The following is an 18,569-nucleotide window of genomic DNA, read 5'->3' as shown; positions in this document are numbered from 1 at the left end:
GCGTCTTTGGGGTTCTCGCTCACAGCTTCGGCGCAATCTCTTCGGTCCAGATACGCTCCCGCTGCTCCTGCGTCAGGTGGCAGGCGGCCCAGTGCCGGCTGCCGACCTCGGTCAGCTCGGGGCGGACCGTGCGGGTGACGTTGTCCTTCGGGAGGTCGGCGTACGGGCAGCGCGGGTTGAAGGCGCAGCCGGACGGGACGTTGATGAGGGAGGGCGGGGAGCCCTTGACCGGGATGAGGCGGTCGGTCTGCTCGCGGTCGAGGCGCGGCATCGAGCCGAGCAGACCCCAGGTGTAGGGGTGCCGGGGCTCGTAGAACACCTTCTCGGCAGGGCCCCGCTCGACACAGCGACCGCCGTACATCACCAGGATGTCGTCGGCGAGTTCGGCGACGACGCCCAGGTCGTGGGTGATGATGACGACCGCGGAACCGAACTCCTTCTGCAGGTCGCGGATCAGGTCGAGGATCTGCGCCTGCACGGTCACGTCGAGTGCCGTGGTCGGCTCGTCCGCGATGAGCAGCTCGGGGTTGTTGACCAGCGCCATCGCGATCATCGCGCGCTGGCGCATACCGCCGGAGAACTCGTGCGGGTAGCTGTCGACCCGCTTGTCCGGCTGGGGGATGCCAACCCGGTCGAGCATCTCGATCGCCCGCCTGCGGGCGGTCTTCTTGTCGACGTCGTGGTGGATGCGGTACGCCTCCACGATCTGCTGGCCGATCGTGTAGTACGGGTGCAGCGCGGACAGCGGGTCCTGGAAGATCATCGCCATCTCGCGGCCGCGCAGCTTGCGCACATGGTCCGGGTCGGCGGACAGCAGTTCCGTGCCGTCCAGCCAGATCTCGCCGGAGATCTGCGCCTTGCGCTTGCCGTACTGGCCGGCGGTGTGCAGGCCCATGATGCCGAGCGAGGTCACCGACTTGCCGGATCCGGACTCGCCCACGATGCCGAGGGTCTTGCCCTTCTCCAGCTGGAAGCTGAGCCCGTCGACGGACTTGACCAGGCCGTCGTCGGTCGGGAAGTGCACCTTCAGGTCGCGCACTTCGAGGAAGGCCGTCGGCGCGGGCGAACCGCTCGTGGGCTCGCCCACGGCCGCTCCGCTCTTGCTGAGTTCGGTCATGCGAGCCTCACTCGGGGGTCGATCACGGCGTACAGGACGTCCACCACGAGGTTGGCGATCAGCACCGCGAGAGAAGTGATCAGGGTGACGCCCAGGATGATGGGCAGGTCCTGGTTCTTGATGGCGTTGAGCACCGCCTGCCCGAGACCGGGCAGGTTGAACGTCGACTCGGTCAGGATGGCTCCGCCGATGAGGGCGCCGAGGTCCATGCCCAGCATGGTGAGGATGGGCGTCATCGTGGAGCGCATGGCGTGCTTGCCGATGACGGTCTGCTCCTTGAGGCCCTTCGCGCGCGCCGTGCGGATGTAGTCCTCGCCGAGGATCTCCAGCATGGTGGCGCGGGTGATCCGGGCGTACATCGCCGCGTACAGGAACGCGAGGGTGATCCAGGGCAGGATCATGGCGCCGAACCAGCCGCTGAAGCTCTGGTCCAGGGGCACGTACTGCGCGTCGATCCACTTCAGGCCGAAGACGAAGATCGCGGAGGCGAGCATGCCGGTGAAGTAGATGGGGAGGGAGACACCCGACAGTGCGACGACCATGGCAGTGCGGTCCCAGAGGCTGCCGCGCTTGAGCGCCGAGAGGACACCCGCCGAGACACCGAAGAGCAGCCACAGGACGGCGGCACCGAGGGCGAGGCTCACGGTCACCGGGAAGCGGTCGGTCAGCACCGGCCAGACGGCCTGCTCGCTGCGGAAGGAGTAGCCGAAGCACGGCGCGGCGCAGTGGGTCACGTCGCCGCCGCCCGAGTAGGTGCGGCCGACGAAGATGCCCTTGAAGAACTCCCAGACCTGGGAGTAGATCGGGTCGCCGAGTCCGAGCTTCTGCCGCACCGCCTCGACGGCGGCGGGGTCGGCCTGCTTGCCCACGAAGCTCGAGGCGATGTCGACCCCCGCCCACTTGGGGATGAGGAAGAAGATGCCGAAGACCACCATGACGATGACCACGAGCATCACTGCGGCGGCGAACAGCCGCCTGATGAGGTAAGCGAGCACAGCTAACGGCCCGCCGCGGACCGCGGGCCACCGGTGGGGGTACCTCCCACGCCTTTTGGGCGGTGGGGGACTCCCGGTGGCCCGCGGTCACGCCGCGCCGGCCTTCACCTGCCTTTCGTGCCGTACGGCGGGTGTGCCGGGTTTACTTCGCGGACTTCAGACCGAGGTTGACGAAGTCGTACATGCCGCTGTAGCCGTCGGTCGTGTAGACGTTCGCCAGGTTGTCCGAGCGCCAGTTGATGAACTTCTCGAAGACGAAGGGCAGGTAGTAGCCGCCCTCCATGACCTTGTGGTTGATCTCCGTGGCGATCTTGGTCTTGCCCGCGTCGTCCAGCGTGTTGACGTACTGGTCGAACAGGCCGTCGATCGCCTTGTCCTTGATCAGCGCGTAGTTGGAGTTACCGCTCTGCAGGATGTACTTGCTGTTCCACAGCGGCAGACCGAAGCCCTGGACGGACGGGAAGTCCGGGCCCCAGCCCATGATGATGATGCCGTAGCCCTTCTTCGCGACGTTCGAAGGGCTGCCGATGATGCCGGTGGTCTGCGAGCCGTCGTACTGGTCGATCTGCGCGGTGATGCCGACCTTCTTCAGCGACGCCTGCAGGGACTGGGCGGTGGCCACCTCGACCGGCTTGTTGTTGCGGACGGCGATGGTGGTCGAGAAGCCGCTGGGCTTGCCGCAGGCCTTCAGCTCTTCCTTGGCCTTGGCGGCGTTGCCGTTCTTGTTGGCGCCGGAGAGCTCGTACGGGTCGTACTTCTGGCCCTCGGCACCCGCGACGGACGGCGGCAGCATGTTGGTGCCGATGTCACCACCGGCGACCGGGCCACCACGGGCGGTCTGCAGCGACACGTGGTCGGCGCCGTAGATCACGGCCTTGCGGCAGTGCTCGTTGTCGAACGGCTTCACGCTCTGCGGGAAGACCGCGTAGCGGATGTAGCCGGAGACCGGGTTGTCCAGGTTGGCCTTGTGCTGCTTCAGGGCGGTGGTGCGGCCCTGCGGCGACATGCCGGTCTGGTTGATGTCCAGGTCCAGGTCACCGTTGATCAGGCGCTGGTCGAGCTGGTTGGCGTCCGAGAAGAACTGGACGTGGATCTTGTCCGGGTACGCCTTGCGGATCGGGTCCGAGGACTGCTTCCACTGGGGGTTGCGGACCAGCGTCAGGTCCTTGCCCGGGCTGTACGACTGGAACTTGTACGGACCGGAGGAGAAGGGGTGCAGACCGTACTTGGACTTGGTGTCCATGTCCTGGCGGACCGGGGAGGCCGAGACCAGGGCCAGCATCTCCTCGAAGTCCGAGTTGGCCTTCGGGAGGTGGAAGACGATGGTCTTGTCGTCCGGCGTGTCTATGGCCTTCAGACCCAGCTTGTCCTTGCTGGTGTCCTTGTAGGGGCCCTTGTACTCGCCCTTGGGGTCGAGGACGTCCTTCAGGTACACCGGGCCGCCGGACAGCACGTCCTGCGCCCACACGCGCTCGATGCCGTACTTGATGTCCTTGGACGTGATCGGCTTGCCGTCCTCCCACGTGACGCCGTCACGCAGGGTGTACGTGTAGGTCTTGCCGTCGTCGGAGACCTTGGCGAGCCCGGTGGCGAGGTCCGGGGTCAGCTCGGCACCGGCCTTGCCCGGCTGCGTCTGGTTCGTGACGAGCTGGCGGCTGTAGTAGCGGGCGAAGTTCCACATGAAGCCGTAGTAGCCGCGCGTGGTGTCCCACGAGTCGGCGTCCTGGGCGCCACCGAAGTTCAGCGTCCCGCCCTTCTTGGCCGCGGAGGCCTGGGCGACCTTGTTGTTGGCGGCGTCGAAGCCGGCCGCACCGGTCTTCGAGCCGCCGCCGTTGTCATCGCCGCCGCCGCACGCCGCCGTGGTCAGCAGCGCGGCGACCGCGGCAGCAGCGGCCAACGCCTGCTTACGCCGCCCTGAGGTGCGTTGGGTAGTCACGATCTCGGATCCTCCGGATTGATGAGAGACCCCGTGCAGGTGCCACGGGACGCTTGGGGTACGGCAGTCAGCGGGAACCCTTCGGGTCCAGCGCGTCCCGCACGCCGTCGCCGAAGAGGTTGAAGGCAAGAACGGTGATGAAGATCGCTACACCCGGGACCACCATGTACATGGGGTCCGACTCGTAGTAGTCGATCGCGCTCGAAAGCATCTGCCCCCAGGAGGAGGTGGGCGGCTTGACGCCCACGCCCAGGAAGCTGAGTGCCGCCTCGGTGAGGATGTTGGTGGGGATCATCATCGTCGTGTAGACGATGATCGGGGCGACGAGGTTGGGCAGCAGTTCCTTGAACAGGATGTAGAACCGCCCCGCGCCCAGCGATCGCGCGGCCTCGACGTACTCGCGCTCGCGCATCGAGAGCGTCTGGCCGCGCACCACGCGTCCGATGTAGGGCCAGCCGAAGAAGCCGATGACCAGGATCATCACGAACACGCGCACACTGGATCCGGTCAGGCCCAGCATGTCGTTCGGCATGACGGAGACCAGGGCGATCGTGAACAGCAGCTGCGGGAAGGCCAGCAGACCGTCCATCACGCGGCTGATGAGCGAGTCGACCCAGCCGCCGAAGAAGCCGGCGAGGATGCCCAGCACGGTGCCCAGCACGACGGCGACCATGGCGGACAGGAAGCCCACCAGGAGCGAGACGCGGGCGCCGTAGAGGACGCGCGCGAAGATGTCGCGGCCGTTGACCGGCTCCACGCCCAGCAGGTGGTCGCCGCTGAGCCCGCCGAGCGACCCCTTGGGAGTGCCGAACAGCGGGTCGATCAGGTTCTCGTGGTAGGCGTCCGGATCCTGGCCGACCAGGTTCGTGATCAGCGGGGCGAGCAGGGCGACCGCGATGAGGACGAGCACGACGACGCCGCCCGTGAGGGCGAGTTTGTCCCGCTTCAGGCGCTCCCAGGCGATCCGGCCCAGGGAACGCCCCTGTACGGCCTTCACCCCGGCGCCGGCGAGCGCTGCTTCCTCGGCAGCGCTCGGAGCCGCTTCCGTGGTGGGCTCGTGCAATGGTGCCGTCATGTGGCAGGGACCCCTCTCAACCGGCGGTGGCCGGCCCGCACTCGCCGCGGTGGCGGCGTCTTCAGTCCGTCGTACGCAGGGGTGGACACCCCTGGTGCGGGAGTCTTCAACGGTTCTGCGATCTGTTGCCAGACTTGGCGGTGAATGGATGCGTAAACGTGATGCGAGCAGGAGTGTTCCGTTATCCGGACAGTGGGTAACGGGGGGCGGACGGGAGCGTATGGGACACGTGGGGCGAAAACCGCCTCATCCACCCTCATCTACGCGCGAAGAGGAACCGCCGTCGTCGAGCACGTCCGAGGCTGTCGAGAACGTCCGGGGCCGGGGAGCGCGTCCGGGGCCGGGAACCGTCCGGGTCAGTATGCTCCCGAGACGGGTGGATAGCCGTAGCCGCCGACGGCGGGGGCCTGGGCCGGTGCCGCGTGCGCCTCGCGGTCGTAGAAGGGGCGGGCGCGGGCCCGGAGCCACATCGCGACCGGGTCGTACTCGTCGGACATCACGACGGTCGACACCGGCAGCCCCTCGGGAACGGCGACGACGGACTGCTGCATCATCGCGCGCACCGAGTCCACGGCGGGCGGCGAGGTGTCGTACACATCCAGGCCGATCGCCAGGTACGGCGCTCCCAGCGCGGGCTGCACCCAGGCACGGCGCAGCGAGCGCACGGCGGGCGTCCGGTGCGCGTTCTGTGCGAGGAGGGCGTAGAACTGCGGGATCTCGACGGCCGGTTCCGAGAGTCTGAGGGGTCCCGCGGGCTGGCGCTCCAGGCCGGTGGCGATGCGGCGCAGGTCCAGCCAGGGGATGCCGACACCGCCGCCGGGCGCGTGCGGGTTGAGCCAGAGGCCGTGGTGGTCCGGGTAGAGGGTGCGGGCCGCGTCGAGGCCGTCGATCACCTCGTACGAGCGGTTCCAGCCGCTGGCCGACAGTTCCTGGGCGGAGGTGACGCAGGGCGCGTAGCCGTGGCCGCCCACCTCCATGGTCCCGTACTGGGCGTCGGGCGAGCCGGCCTGGCCGCGCCACAGCAGCATCCAGACCTGGCCGGACGACGGGGTCGCCAGCGTGTGAAGGAGCGCCTCGTAGGCGTCGTAACGCCCGGGCGTCACCTGGCGCAGCATGTGCTCGACCTGCCCGGCCGCGGCCGTGCCCGACGCGCTCACCCTCTACCGCCCCTTCACGAACAAGCCCGACCGTCCCGACGGATGTCCTCCGCGCGTCGCGCGCGGACGTCAGCCGCACCACCCCGACCGGACCATTCTCCACTGTCCGGGAACCGACCCCGGCTCCCGGCCGGGAGCGACTCCCGCTCCGGCCATGAAACCAGGTTACGGCGCGCAGGGGACAGCAACGCGACGCGCGCCGCCCCGCCGTGGGCCGCCCCTCGGCCCGCCGCCGGCCGCGCGCCGCCCACCGTCCGCGGGCCGTTCAGCAACCGCGCTGGTAGAAGGGCCGCACCCGCTCCCGCAGCCAGTCGCACACCGGGTCCTGGGCCATGTCGAGGAACACCATGTTCACGGGTGTGGCGACGGGTACCTTGCCGAGCGCCCGGCCGAGTGCCTCCAGCGGGAGCGCCTGCGGGTCGGCCTCCGCGGGGGAGGCGAGTTCGACCCCGATGACCATGACCGGGTCGGCCGTCTCGATGGCGGCCAGGCAGCGGCGCGCGGTGACCACCACGCCGGCCTGGTCGAACTCGGCCGACGCGGCGGCGAGGAAGTCCACCGGATCCTCCTGCCAGTCGGGTTCGAAGAGACGCACACGGCCGCCGCTCGCCGGGCCGTCGAGCGGGGTGCGGCCGGCCCGGCACAGCTCGGCCACCGCGTCCGGCGGCAGCGGCACACCGACCACACCGCCGGGATTGACCGCGATGCCGACCTGCGGGGGCAGTCCGCGGGCGAACTCCGCGGCGGGCGCGATCGTGTACGACATGTGCGGGCCGACGACCTGGCGGAACTGCTCCTCCGAGCTGAACACCGGCACGTACGCCTGGCCCTCGATGTCCAGGGTGGGCAGGTCGAGGGGACCGCTGTGCGGGCCGCCGCCGTCCGGCAGCGGTACCCAGAGGAAGCTGCGGCCGAGGACCTCGACGATCCGGCCGGCTGCCGAGGGGACGCCGAGCGAGGCGGAGAGCACCTCCTCCAACTCGTTGCCCGGCCATCCGCCGTGCGGATGGGGGTGCGCCTGTGCCGGGAAGTCCGCGGGAAGATCCGCTGGGAAGTCCATCTGCCTACCGCCTGCTCAGAACCGCTGCTGTGGCAGCAAAGGCTAACGCGTGCGCGCCGGCAGCCGGTCAGCCCGCGAAACCGATCCGGCGCAGGGCGTCCGCCGCGTCCCGGTCCAGCAGCACCGCCGAGCCGCAGCCCCGCGGCAGACGGCCCCGCTCGACGGAGCGCAGCAGCCGCCGCATCGCCCGGCGGTGCCTGAGGAAGGCGTACCGCGAGACGCCGCGGCCGCGGCTGCGCTGGCCGGCCAGCGCCGTGTCGGCGCCGACGTCGAGCACGACCAGGTGCAGCGTGCCGCCGCGGCGGCGGGCCTCCCGGGCCAGCCAGCCGCGCACCCATGCCTGGGTGCCGCAGTCGTGCACGACGATCCCCGTGCCCGCGCGCAGCGCGCGGCGCAGGCCCGCGTAGTGGGCCAGACGGACGAGGGGGCGGTAGACCGCGTACGGCAGGACGCCTGCCATACGGGTGTCCCAGCGGTCGCGGGTGTCCTGGGAGTCGATGCGGGTGCCCCGCACGGCGCGCCGCATGAGTGTGGACTTGCCGCTGCCGGGCAGCCCGGTGATCACGACGAGGTCGCCCGCGCGGAAGGTGAGCCCGTGGGGGCTGCGCCCCGCGCGCTCGCGCAGGTCGCGCACCACGGCCGCCCGCAGGGGGCCGCAGGTCTCCAGGGCCCTCGCTCCGGGCTGCTTGCGCACTGTGACGCCCGAGGTCGTGGCGTATGCCGTGGTCCTGTTCACCGTGATCGTCCTCCCTTGGGGCCGGGACGTACCTGTCCCCGTCGAGCGTAAAGAGAAGGTAATGCACGGTGTCTCGCGTTTTCGTGCCCGTACCGCCACAAGCCGGTTACAGATGGGGTCTGCCACCACCGGGTGGGGCGTGCGATGATGAGCGCGCCAACTGCATACCGGCCGCTTGAATCCGCGCGGGAGAGTTCCGGGTACCGACGTGTGCCCGGGCGCCGAAGGAGCAAGTCCCTCCCTTGAATCTCTCAGGCCCCGAACCGCGCGGGCGAGGCACATCTGAAAAGCGGGCCGCCGACCAGTGGCTCCACCCAAGGTGCAAGCCGTGACGACCCCGCGGGAGTCATGGCGAACCTCTCAGGTTCCGATGACAGATGGGGAGGAACGACCCCGTCCTCCCCACGCACGGCTCCGTCCGCGCGGGGGACTCCATCGCCCTGGGAGCACACACCGATGAGCAGCAGCCCCCCGCGTCGTACCGCGCTCGACGCCCTGCATCGTTCGCTCGGCGCGACGATGACCGACTTCGCCGGCTGGGACATGCCCCTGCGATACGGCTCCGAGCGCGAGGAGCACCTCGCGGTCCGTACGAAGGCGGGCCTCTTCGACCTCTCGCACATGGGCGAGATCACGGTCACCGGTCCCGAGGCGGACCGCTTCCTGGACCACGCCCTGGTCGGCAGCATCTCCTCCGTCGGCGTCGGCCGCGCCCGCTACACGATGATCTGCCGGGAGGACGGGGGCATCCTCGACGACCTGATCGTGTACCGGCTGGCGGAGCGGGAGTACATGGTCGTCGCCAACGCCTCCAACGCCCAGGTGGTGCTGGACGCGCTGGTGGAGCGCTGCTCCGGCTTCGACGCCCGGGTGCGCGACGACCGGGACGCCTACGCGCTCATCGCCGTCCAGGGCCCCGAGTCCCCCGGCATCCTGGGGTCCCTGACCGACGCCGACCTGGACGGCCTGAAGTACTACGCGGGCCTTCCCGGCACGGTCGCCGGCGTCCCGGCTCTCATCGCGCGCACCGGGTACACCGGCGAGGACGGCTTCGAACTGTTCGTCGCCCCCGAGCACGCCGAGAAGCTGTGGCAGGCGCTGACCGAGGCGGGCGCGCCCGCCGGCCTCGTCCCGTGCGGGCTGTCCTGCCGGGACACGCTGCGCCTGGAGGCCGGCATGCCGCTGTACGGGCACGAGCTCAGCACCTCCCTGACACCCTTCGACGCCGGGCTCGGCCGGGTCGTGAAGTTCGAGAAGGAGGGCGACTTCGTGGGGCGCGCGGCGCTGCGCGAGGCCGCCGGGCGGGCGGCGCAGAACCCGCCGCGCGTGCTGGTCGGCCTGGTCGCGCAGGGCCGGCGGGTCCCGCGGGCCGGGTACGCGGTCGTCGCCGGCGGCGAGGTGGTCGGCGAGGTCACCTCGGGCGCCCCCTCCCCCACGCTGGGCAAGCCCATCGCGATGGCGTACGTCGACGCGGCGCACTCCGCGCCCGGCACCACCGGGGTCGCGGTGGACATCCGGGGCAGCCACGAGCCGTACGAGGTCGTGGCGCTGCCGTTCTACAAGCGCCGGAAGTAGACACTGGGCGCGGGCCGGACGTGCCCACGGCGCCCCTCCGCCCCGCTCACGAACACCTTCAGCAGTCCCCCACTCACCACCACTCCCGCGTGTACAGGAGAATCCAGGCCATGAGCAATCCCCAGCAGCTGCGTTACAGCAAGGAGCACGAGTGGCTGTCGGCCGCCGAGGACGGCGTCGCGACGGTCGGTATCACGGAGTTCGCGGCCAACGCGCTCGGCGATGTCGTGTACGTCCAGCTCCCGGAGGTCGGTGACACCGTGACCGCGGGCGAGACCTGCGGCGAACTGGAGTCCACCAAGTCCGTGAGCGACCTGTACGCCCCGGTGTCCGGCGAGGTCACGGAGACCAACGAGGACGTCGTCAACGATCCGTCGCTGGTGAACTCGGCCCCGTTCGAGGGTGGCTGGCTGTTCAAGGTGCGCATCACCGAGGAGCCGGCCGACCTGCTGTCCGCCGACGAGTACGACGCCCACATCGCCGGCTGAGGGGCCGTGGCACACATGTCGGTTCTCAACACGCCCCTGCACGAGCTCGACCCCGACGTGGCCGCCGCGGTCGACGCCGAGCTGCACCGTCAGCAGTCCACCCTCGAGATGATCGCCTCGGAGAACTTCGCCCCGGTCGCGGTCATGGAGGCCCAGGGCTCGGTGCTCACCAACAAGTACGCCGAGGGCTATCCCGGCCGCCGCTACTACGGCGGCTGCGAGCACGTCGACGTGGTCGAGCAGATCGCCATCGACCGCGTCAAGGAGCTCTTCGGCGCGGAGCACGCCAATGTGCAGCCGCACTCGGGCGCCCAGGCCAACGCGGCGGCGATGTTCGCGCTGCTCCAGCCCGGTGACACGATCATGGGTCTGAACCTGGCGCACGGCGGGCACCTGACCCACGGAATGAAGATCAACTTCTCCGGCAAGCTCTACGCCGTGGTGGCCTACCACGTCGGCGACGACGGCGTCGTCGACATGGACGAGGTGGAGCGGCTGGCCAAGGAGTCCCGGCCGAAGCTGATCGTGGCCGGCTGGTCCGCCTATCCGCGTCAGCTGGACTTCGCCGCCTTCCGCCGGATCGCGGACGAGGTCGGCGCCTACCTCATGGTCGACATGGCGCACTTCGCCGGCCTGGTGGCGGCGGGCCTGCACCCCAACCCGGTGCCGCACGCCCATGTCGTCACCACCACGACCCACAAGACGCTGGGCGGTCCGCGCGGCGGAGTGATCCTCTCGACGGCCGAGCTGGCCAAGAAGATCAACTCCGCGGTCTTCCCGGGTCAGCAGGGCGGCCCGCTGGAGCATGTGATCGCGGCCAAGGCGGTCGCCTTCAAGGTCGCCGCGTCGGAGGAGTTCACGGAACGGCAGCGGCGGACGCTGGAGGGCGCGAGGATCCTCGCCGAGCGCCTGGTCCGGGACGACGTCAAGGCCGTGGGGGTGGACGTGCTGTCCGGCGGCACCGACGTGCACCTCGTCCTGGTCGACCTGCGCGACTCGGAGCTGGACGGCCGGCAGGCCGAGGACCGTCTCCACGAGGTCGGCATCACGGTCAACCGCAACGCGATCCCGAACGACCCGCGGCCGCCGATGGTGACCTCCGGCCTGCGGATCGGCACGCCCGCCCTGGCCACCCGCGGCTTCACGGCCGAGGACTTCGCCGAGGTCGCGGACGTCATCGCCGAGGCGCTGAAGCCGTCCTACGACGCGCAGGCGCTCAGGACCCGGGTGAAGGCCCTGACCGACAAGCACCCGCTGTACCCCGGTCTGAAGTAATTTCGTACGCTTTCCGTCGTACGGATGTCCGGGGCACCGCGCACACTGGGTGGGTGAGCGCGGTGCCCCGTCTCATGGACCACTCCTCCGTCCCCTCCCCCTCCGGGCGCCTCCCGCCCCCGGAGCCCAGCTCCCACGACGGACAACGGCGTCCGTCGAGACCCTAGGAGACCTTCCGTGGCCATCTCGGTCTTCGACCTGTTCTCGATCGGCATCGGCCCCTCCAGCTCCCACACGGTCGGGCCCATGCGGGCGGCGCGCATGTTCGCCCGCCGGCTGCGCAACGAGGGGCTGCTGGACTCCGTCGGGTCGCTGCGCGCGGAGCTGTACGGCTCCCTCGGCGCCACCGGCCACGGCCACGGCACGCCCAAGGCGGTGCTGCTCGGCCTGGAGGGCGCCTCACCGCGCACGGTGGACGTGGAGACGGCCGACGACCGGGTGTCGGCGATCAGGGAGTCGGGCCGGATCCGGCTCCTCGGTGACCACGAGATCGCCTTCTCCTTCGACGACGACCTGGTCCTGCACCGCCGCAAGGCCCTCCCCTACCACGCGAACGGCATGACCCTGCGGGCCCACGACGCCTCCGGGGCCGAGCTGCTGACGAAGACGTACTACTCGGTGGGCGGCGGCTTCGTCGTGGACGAGGACGCGGTCGGCGCGGACCGCATCAAGCTGGACGACACGGTCCTGAAGTACCCCTTCCGCACCGGCGACGAGCTGCTGACGCTGGCCCGCGAGACGGGCCTGTCCATCTCCTCGCTGATGCTGGAGAACGAGCGGGCCTGGCGCACCGAGGAGGAGGTCCGCGCGGGGCTGCTGGAGATCTGGCGGGTGATGCGGGCGTGCGTGGCGCGCGGCATGTCCCGCGAGGGCATCCTGCCGGGCGGCCTGAAGGTGCGCCGCCGTGCCGCGGTCACCGCCCGCCAACTGCGCGCCGAGGGCGACCCGGTGGCCCGCGCGATGGAGTGGATCACGCTCTACGCGATGGCGGTGAACGAGGAGAACGCGGCCGGCGGGCGGGTCGTGACCGCGCCCACCAACGGCGCCGCGGGCATCATCCCGGCGGTCCTCCACTACTACATCGACTTCGTGCCCGGCGCGGACGAGGACGGCGTGGTCCGCTTCCTGCTCGCCGCCGGCGCGATCGGCATGCTCTTCAAGGAGAACGCCTCCATCTCCGGCGCCGAGGTCGGCTGCCAGGGCGAGGTGGGCTCCGCCTGCTCGATGGCGGCGGGCGCCCTGGCGGAGGTGCTGGGCGGCACGCCGGAGCAGGTCGAGAACGCGGCCGAGATCGGCATGGAGCACAACCTCGGCCTGACCTGCGACCCGGTCGGCGGCCTGGTCCAGATCCCGTGCATCGAGCGCAACGGCATGGCCGCGGTGAAGGCGGTCACGGCGGCACGGATGGCGATGCGCGGCGACGGCTCGCACAAGGTCTCGCTGGACAAGGTCATCAAGACCATGAAGGAGACCGGCGCGGACATGAGCGTGAAGTACAAGGAGACGGCCCGGGGCGGGCTGGCGGTGAACATCATCGAGTGCTAGATCGGTTCGGTGTTCGTCACCGCGGGAGCCCGCCGGCGGAGAGCTGGTGCCGTGTTCCATCGGCCACCGGACGCGCCGTGACCGTGTGCGGCACACTGCTCGGCAGCGGAACTCGCCGCAGCAGTTGATCCCGCCGCGCAAGGATGCCTGAATGCCCCACGAGCTCGTGTCCCACCACATATCGGCGAGCGACTTGTCGCTCCTCGACGTCCTGGAGGGCGCCGGACCCGGATCGGTCGGCCTCCAGGTCACCGATCTCGACAGGCCCGGCTACGAGCGTGTGGCGGACTTCCTCACCGACCACGGGGGGCTGGTCCGCGTTCTGACGCTCCACCCCCACCGGGGGTTCTTCGACCATGGCGACCTGCGGGATGTCGACTTCGCGGCCCGTTGTCCGAACCTCGAGTCGCTGGACGTCAGGCGGGTCCTGTTCGACGGGTCGGTGTTCGTCCATCCCGTCCTGCGGGATCTGCGGCTGAAGCAGTCGAAGTACACCGGCGGCCCCCGGATCTCCGTCGGCGCGGCGCAGCCGCTCGAGGTGCTCGAGGTCGAGGACTGCCACATCGAGGCGGACGTCCTCGCGATCGGTCCGGAATCACGACTCGAGGTCTTCAGGTACTCCCTCGACGAGGACTACGCGGAGGCATGCCCGGATCGCTTCGAGCTGCTCGGCACGCGGCTGGAGGAGATCTACGTCAACGCCTGCTGGGCGTACAGGGTGACCACCAGCACGGCGTCGGAACGGCTCAACCGGCGCCGGACCTTCCTCGCCGGACAGTACGGCAGCGTGACCCACGTGCGCGACGACGGCGACGGGGAAAGGCTCGTCCTCCGGCAGGGACCGCAGGACGACTGACGGGCCGCCCGCGGCAAGCACGGCGGACGGCTGATGCCCGGGACCTTCGGGGCAATCGCGGCCGATGTTCCTCCCGGGGCTACCGGGCGGTAACCGCTCTCTCCTAAGCTGCCGTCAACTCGACGGCAGTGAAGGGGAGTTGACAGGTGCGACTGGTAGGGGCGACAAGACGGCTGGCGGCGCTGCTGGGTGCCGCCGCGATACTGGTGTCGGCAGGGGGCACCGCCCGGGCGGCGGACCCCTCGTTCTCCGGCACGACCGCGATCGGAACGCACAACGCGTACGAGAAGGACAAGTACACGTACTTCGCGCAGGCCCTCGACTCCGGCGCCTCGCTGCTGGAGCTGGACGTCTACGCCGACATCCTCAGCAAGCGCTGGCGGGTCAGCCACAGCAATCCGCTCGGCAACGACAACAACTGCGAGGCCGCGAAGACCCCGGCCGAGCTCTACAGCAAGAGCCGCAACCAGGATCTCGGCAGCTGCCTCGACAACATCGCCGCCTGGCACCAGCTCCACCCCGACCACCGGCCGATCATCTTCAAGGTGGAGATGAAGGTCGGCTTCTACGACAAGGGCGGGCTGGGCCCGGACGAGTTCGACGCGCTGGTGTCCTCGAAGCTGGGGGACATCGTCTACAAGCCGTCGGACCTGCTGGGCGCCACCCATCCGACGCTCGACGCGGCCGCCAGGGCGGGTGCCTGGCCCTCCCGCGACGACCTCCGGGGCAAGGTCATGTTCGAACTCATCCCCGGCACGGTCGAGATGAACAACCCGTTCGACTCCTACTGGACGGACGAGGAGTACGGCGACCACCTGCGCGACCTGTACGCCGCCGGGAACATCTCCAGGGCCCAGGCGTTCCCGGCCGTCCTGGGCGCCGCCGCCGGTGATCCGCGCGCCGGCCGCTACGACGCCTCGATCCGCCCGTGGTTCGTGTTCTTCGACGGGGACGCGGGGTCCTACGTCACCGGCGGCTACGACACGTCCTGGTACGACAGCAGCCACTACATCCTGATCATGACGGCCGCGGCCGACGTGTCGCCGGCCATCTCCTCCACGAACCCGACCGACGAGGAGGTGGCCGCGCGGCTGTCGCTGCTGGCCCGGGACCACGCGAGCGTCATCACCTCCGACTGGTCGGCGAAGTCGGCCTCGGTCCTCAGTTCGGTCGCCGACAGGGGCTGACACGCGCGCCGACGGGGCATACCACCCGTGCCGGATGATTCAGGCATCGGTCCCTGTTTCCCCCCACCAGCACGTCAGGGAGCCCCCATGCTGCGAGGCGCAGACGTCAGCGCGTACCAGTCGTCGTCCTACGACACGGACGGCCTCTCCTTCGTCTTCATCAAGGCGACGGAGGGGCGTTCGTACGTGAACCCCAAGCTCTCCGCCCAGACCAAGACCGCCCGGGACGCGGGCTGTGTGGTCGGGTTCTACCACTTCCTGTGGCCCGGCGACATCACCGCCCAGGCCGAGTACTTCGTCGGCAAGGCCCCGGAGAGGGCGGGGGACCTCCTCGCCGTCGACTGGGAGACGACCGGCGACGGCACCCACGCCGGCAACCCCGAGAAGGACCGCTTCATCCGCAAGGTGAAGGAACTCCGGCCGCACCACCGCGTGGTCCTCTACGCCAACCGCCACTTCTGGCTGAACATCGACACCACCTCGTACGCCGGAGACGGCCTGTGGATCGCCGACTACGTCACCGCGGGCAAGCCCCGTATCAAGGCCGCCTGGCGCTTCCACCAGTACACCTCGAACCCGCTGGACAAGAACGTCGGGAACTTCGCCGGCAAGGCCGCGCTGCACACCTGGGCCACGAGCGCCTGACCGCGGGCGACGTCGCGGCCCCGCTCGTGCGGGCCCGGGTCGCGAGGGCGGCCGGCCGCATCGGACGGCACCGTCATGTCGATGCCGTGCGGTGCGGTTGCCGGGCGTCCGCCCGGCCCGGACCGCCGGAGTCCCCGGCGGACAGCCCTCGGTGGCCGTCGTCGGCGAGCCGACGGTCGAGTACGGTGCGCAGCGCCCGGAAGTCGAGGGGTCTGCCGGCCGCCACGGCACCGACGGGGCGTCCGTCCGCGGTCGCCAGGGCCGCGAAGTCGAACCCCTCGACATCGCCCTGCACGGTCAGGGCGTCGGCGGCCGCGTCGGCGGGATGGCCGGCGATCTGGAGCAGGACACCGTACTGGTCGGTCCACGACCAGGGCACCGCGGTGAACGGTGTGGCGGCGCCGAGCATGTTCCTGGCCACGGCGGCGGCGTGCTGCTGGGCGTGGTTCCACTGCTCGTTGCGCACCCGCCGCCCCAGCAGAGGGTCGGGGCAGCGGGCCACGTCTCCGGCCGCGAAGACGTGCGGACGGCTGGTGGCGCCGTAGGCGTCGACGAGGATCCCGTCGTCCACGTCTATGCCGGCCCGGGCGGCCAGCGTCGTGTGGGGCAGGAGGCCCACCGCCACCAGGACCGTGTGCGCCCGCCAGCTCCGTCCGTCCCGGGCGGTCGCCACCAGGGCGCCGCCCTGCCGGGCCAGGTGCTCGATCGTGACCCCGGTGTGCACCCGGGTCCCGTGCGCCCGGTGCAGTTCCAGGACGGCCCTGCGCACATGTGCCGGCAGCACCCGGCTCAGGGGCTCGGGCGCGGCCTCCACGACGGTGACGTCAAGTCCCGTCGAGCGGGCGCTCGCGGCGACCTCCAGGCCGACCAGTCCGGCACCGATGACCAGCAGCGGTCCACCGGACTCCAGGTCGGCGCGGAGGGCGGCCACGTCCCCGAGGCTGCGCAGCGTGTGCACATGGTCGTGCCCGGCGGCGTAGGGCAGGGTGCGGGCGCGCCCGCCGGTGGCCAGCAGCAGTCGGTCGTACGGCTGCCGGCTGCCGTCGGCCAGTTCGAGGGAGCCGTCGCCGATGCCGGTGACCGCGGTGCCCGTGCGCAGTTCGATGTCACGGTCCCGCCAGACCGTCGGCGCCTTCAGGCGGATCCGCTCGGCCGGTACGGCCCGCTTGAGGAAGTCCTTGGACAACGGCGGGCGCCGGTAGGGCGCGTGGGGTTCGTCGCCGATCAGCAGGACGCGCCCGTCGAAGCCCTCCTCGCGCAGCGTGAGCGCGGCGGTGGCCCCGGCGATTCCCGCGCCGACGACGGCGATGGTGCGGGGCGTGGTCTCAGGCACGGGACGCCTCGGCCATCCGGAAGTCGGCCTTGGCGGCGCCGCAGTCGGGGCAGCACCAGTCGTCCGGGACGTCCTCCCAGCGGGTGCCGGGAGGGATGCCCTCCTCGGGCCAGCCCTCGGCCTCGTCGTAGACGAAACCGCACACCAGGCATTCCCAGACCTTCACGACAGCTCCTCGAAGTCGATCTTCTCGCGCACTCCGCAGTCGGGGCAGCACCAGTCGTCGGGCACGTCGGCCCAGGGTGTGCCCGCGGGGAATCCCTCGCGGGGCGCACCGGCACGTTCGTCGTAGACGTAGTCGCACACGGGGCACTGGTGACGGCTCATCGACGCGCCTCGTGGCGGGCCAGGACCCTCTCCCTGGTGCGGGGGTGGATGTTGGCCCGGGTGACGTCGCCGTCGTAGTGGGCGAGCAGCCTGCGGTCCATCACGCGCCGCCACAGCGGCGGCAGGACGGCGAGCAGGATCATGCCGGCGTATCCGGTGGGCAGTTGCGGGGAGTCGTCGAAGTGGCGCAGCGCCTGGTAGCGGCGGGTGGGGTTGGCGTGGTGGTCGCTGTGCCGCTGGAGGTGGTAGAGGAAGACGTTGGAGGCGATGTCGTCACTGTTCCAGCTGTGCTGGGGGGTGCAGCGCTCGTAACGGCCCGAGGGGGCCTTCTGCCGCAGCAGGCCGTAGTGCTCCAGGTAGTTGACGACCTCCAGCAGGCAGAAGCCGATGACGGCCTGTGCCGCCAGGTACGGCAGCACACCGGGACCGAACACGGCGGTCAGCGCGGCGAAGAGGACCGCCGACATGGCCCAGGCGCCCAGCACGTCGTTGTGCAGCGTCCACGGACTCTTCCCGAGCCGGGCGAGCCGTTCCTTCTCCAGGTGCCAGCCGGAGCGGGCGCTGCCGTACACGGAGCGGGGCAGGAACACCCAGAAGGACTGGCCGAGGCGCGAGCTGGCCGGGTCCTCGGGGGTGGCGACCCGCACGTGGTGGCCGCGGTTGTGCTCGATGTAGAAGTGGCCGTAGCAGGTCTGGGCGAGGGCTATCCGCGCGAGCCAGCGCTCCAGCGCTTCCTTCTTGTGTCCCAGCTCGTGCGCGGTGTTGATGCCGAAACCGGCCACGAGGCCGAGGGTGACGGTCAGCCCCGCCTTGTCCACGGCCGACAGGCCGGGACGGGACCACAGCCAGCAGGCCAGCACCAGCCCCGCGTACTGCAGCGGGAGGAAGAGGTAGGTGCACCAGCGGTAGTAGCGGTCGGATTCCAGCCAGGCGAGGATGCTGTCCGGCGGGTTGTCGGAGTCCTTGCCGACCAGCAGGTCCACCAGCGGTATCACGCCGAAGACGATCAGCAGCAGGAACCACCAGAAGAAGCCCTGCCCGGTGGCCGACGCCAACCCCCAGGCGGCGAAGGGAAAGGCCGGCAGCACCAGCCCGAGCAGCCACAGATACCGCTTGCCGTCCCGCCAGGTCACCTGCGACACCGACGGTCCGAGCGGGTACGCGGTCCCCGCCATGACACCACCTCCTGGACACTTTGGCCTTTGAGTGTCCAGAAACTAGACAGTAACTTAGGGCACCGTCAAGAGAGGGAACACGGCTGG

The 18,569-nt window shown here is 70.3% G+C and carries 18 protein-coding genes and 1 riboswitch; of the genes, 7 read left to right on the top strand and 11 right to left on the bottom strand.

What is annotated here, in order from left to right:
* Positions 1-19: 19 nt before the first annotated feature.
* The 7 genes from ACFYMU_RS14150 to ACFYMU_RS14120 form a co-directional block, all read right to left on the bottom strand.
* Positions 20-1,117, bottom strand: a complete 1,098-nt coding sequence (locus ACFYMU_RS14150; RefSeq protein ID WP_388372489.1) for an ABC transporter ATP-binding protein — start codon at positions 1,115-1,117, stop codon at positions 20-22.
* Positions 1,114-2,112, bottom strand: coding sequence for an ABC transporter permease (locus tag ACFYMU_RS14145; RefSeq protein WP_388372487.1), 999 nt, complete (start codon positions 2,110-2,112; stop codon positions 1,114-1,116). Before ACFYMU_RS14145 ends, ACFYMU_RS14150 begins: the two co-directional genes overlap by 4 nt.
* A 142-nt stretch (positions 2,113-2,254) precedes the next feature.
* On the bottom strand, positions 2,255-4,048 hold the full coding sequence (locus ACFYMU_RS14140; RefSeq protein ID WP_388372486.1) for an ABC transporter substrate-binding protein: 1,794 nt from the start codon (positions 4,046-4,048) through the stop codon (positions 2,255-2,257).
* A 67-nt stretch (positions 4,049-4,115) separates the two neighbouring features.
* On the bottom strand, positions 4,116-5,123 hold the full coding sequence (locus tag ACFYMU_RS14135) for an ABC transporter permease (RefSeq protein ID WP_388372484.1): 1,008 nt from the start codon (positions 5,121-5,123) through the stop codon (positions 4,116-4,118).
* A gap of 356 nt (positions 5,124-5,479) precedes the next feature.
* Positions 5,480-6,280, bottom strand: a complete 801-nt coding sequence (locus tag ACFYMU_RS14130) for an enhanced serine sensitivity protein SseB C-terminal domain-containing protein (RefSeq protein WP_388372482.1) — start codon at positions 6,278-6,280, stop codon at positions 5,480-5,482.
* 265 nt (positions 6,281-6,545) lie between these two features.
* A complete protein-coding gene (locus tag ACFYMU_RS14125) occupies positions 6,546-7,340 on the bottom strand; it encodes an enhanced serine sensitivity protein SseB (protein WP_388372481.1) in 795 nt (264 codons plus the stop codon).
* 67 nt (positions 7,341-7,407) lie between these two features.
* Positions 7,408-8,076 carry an AAA family ATPase gene (locus ACFYMU_RS14120; protein ID WP_388372480.1) on the bottom strand — a complete coding sequence of 223 codons (669 nt, stop codon included), beginning with the start codon at positions 8,074-8,076 and terminating at the stop codon, positions 7,408-7,410.
* 176 nt (positions 8,077-8,252) lie between these two features.
* Positions 8,253-8,352, top strand: a riboswitch (glycine riboswitch).
* Positions 8,353-8,532: 180 nt separating this feature from the next.
* On the opposite strand from ACFYMU_RS14120, the gene gcvT reads away from it, so the two are divergent.
* The 7 genes from gcvT (at position 8,533) to ACFYMU_RS14085 (ending at position 15,647) form a co-directional block, all read left to right on the top strand.
* Positions 8,533-9,651 carry a glycine cleavage system aminomethyltransferase GcvT gene (gene gcvT, locus ACFYMU_RS14115; protein ID WP_388372478.1) on the top strand — a complete coding sequence of 373 codons (1,119 nt, stop codon included), beginning with the start codon at positions 8,533-8,535 and terminating at the stop codon, positions 9,649-9,651.
* A gap of 110 nt (positions 9,652-9,761) precedes the next feature.
* Positions 9,762-10,139 carry a glycine cleavage system protein GcvH gene (gene gcvH, locus ACFYMU_RS14110; protein WP_388372476.1) on the top strand — a complete coding sequence of 126 codons (378 nt, stop codon included), beginning with the start codon at positions 9,762-9,764 and terminating at the stop codon, positions 10,137-10,139.
* Positions 10,140-10,154: 15 nt separating this feature from the next.
* Complete coding sequence (gene glyA / locus ACFYMU_RS14105; RefSeq protein WP_388372474.1) at positions 10,155-11,414, top strand: serine hydroxymethyltransferase; 1,260 nt, start codon at positions 10,155-10,157, stop codon at positions 11,412-11,414.
* A gap of 177 nt (positions 11,415-11,591) precedes the next feature.
* A complete protein-coding gene (locus tag ACFYMU_RS14100) occupies positions 11,592-12,959 on the top strand; it encodes an L-serine ammonia-lyase (RefSeq protein ID WP_388372472.1) in 1,368 nt (455 codons plus the stop codon).
* A 151-nt stretch (positions 12,960-13,110) separates the two neighbouring features.
* Positions 13,111-13,815 (top strand): hypothetical protein, encoded by a 705-nt coding sequence (locus tag ACFYMU_RS14095; RefSeq protein WP_388372470.1) that lies wholly within the window; start codon positions 13,111-13,113, stop codon positions 13,813-13,815.
* A gap of 146 nt (positions 13,816-13,961) precedes the next feature.
* Complete coding sequence (locus tag ACFYMU_RS14090; RefSeq protein WP_388372468.1) at positions 13,962-15,002, top strand: phosphatidylinositol-specific phospholipase C domain-containing protein; 1,041 nt, start codon at positions 13,962-13,964, stop codon at positions 15,000-15,002.
* Between the two features lie 87 nt (positions 15,003-15,089).
* Positions 15,090-15,647 carry a glycoside hydrolase family 25 protein gene (locus ACFYMU_RS14085; protein WP_388372466.1) on the top strand — a complete coding sequence of 186 codons (558 nt, stop codon included), beginning with the start codon at positions 15,090-15,092 and terminating at the stop codon, positions 15,645-15,647.
* 73 nt (positions 15,648-15,720) lie between these two features.
* Here ACFYMU_RS14085 and ACFYMU_RS14080 read toward each other — a convergent pair whose 3' ends face one another.
* The 4 genes from ACFYMU_RS14080 to ACFYMU_RS14065 are packed head-to-tail and all read right to left on the bottom strand — an operon-like array spanning position 15,721 to position 18,482.
* Entirely contained in the window at positions 15,721-16,980 is a 1,260-nt protein-coding gene (locus ACFYMU_RS14080) for an NAD(P)/FAD-dependent oxidoreductase (protein ID WP_388372464.1), read from the bottom strand.
* Positions 16,973-17,146 (bottom strand): rubredoxin, encoded by a 174-nt coding sequence (locus ACFYMU_RS14075; protein WP_388372462.1) that lies wholly within the window; start codon positions 17,144-17,146, stop codon positions 16,973-16,975. Before ACFYMU_RS14075 ends, ACFYMU_RS14080 begins: the two co-directional genes overlap by 8 nt.
* On the bottom strand, positions 17,143-17,307 hold the full coding sequence (locus ACFYMU_RS14070) for a rubredoxin (protein WP_388372460.1): 165 nt from the start codon (positions 17,305-17,307) through the stop codon (positions 17,143-17,145). The genes ACFYMU_RS14075 and ACFYMU_RS14070 overlap by 4 nt, the downstream gene beginning before the upstream one ends.
* Complete coding sequence (locus tag ACFYMU_RS14065) at positions 17,304-18,482, bottom strand: alkane 1-monooxygenase (RefSeq protein ID WP_388372458.1); 1,179 nt, start codon at positions 18,480-18,482, stop codon at positions 17,304-17,306. Before ACFYMU_RS14065 ends, ACFYMU_RS14070 begins: the two co-directional genes overlap by 4 nt.
* Positions 18,483-18,569 lie beyond the last annotated feature (87 nt).

The sequence above is a fragment of the Streptomyces sp. NPDC007264 genome, assembly GCF_042869095.1.
GTDB lineage: Bacteria > Actinomycetota > Actinomycetes > Streptomycetales > Streptomycetaceae > Streptomyces.
Note: the sequence above shows the minus strand (reverse complement) of the source record. Positions and strands in the feature narration are given on the sequence as shown.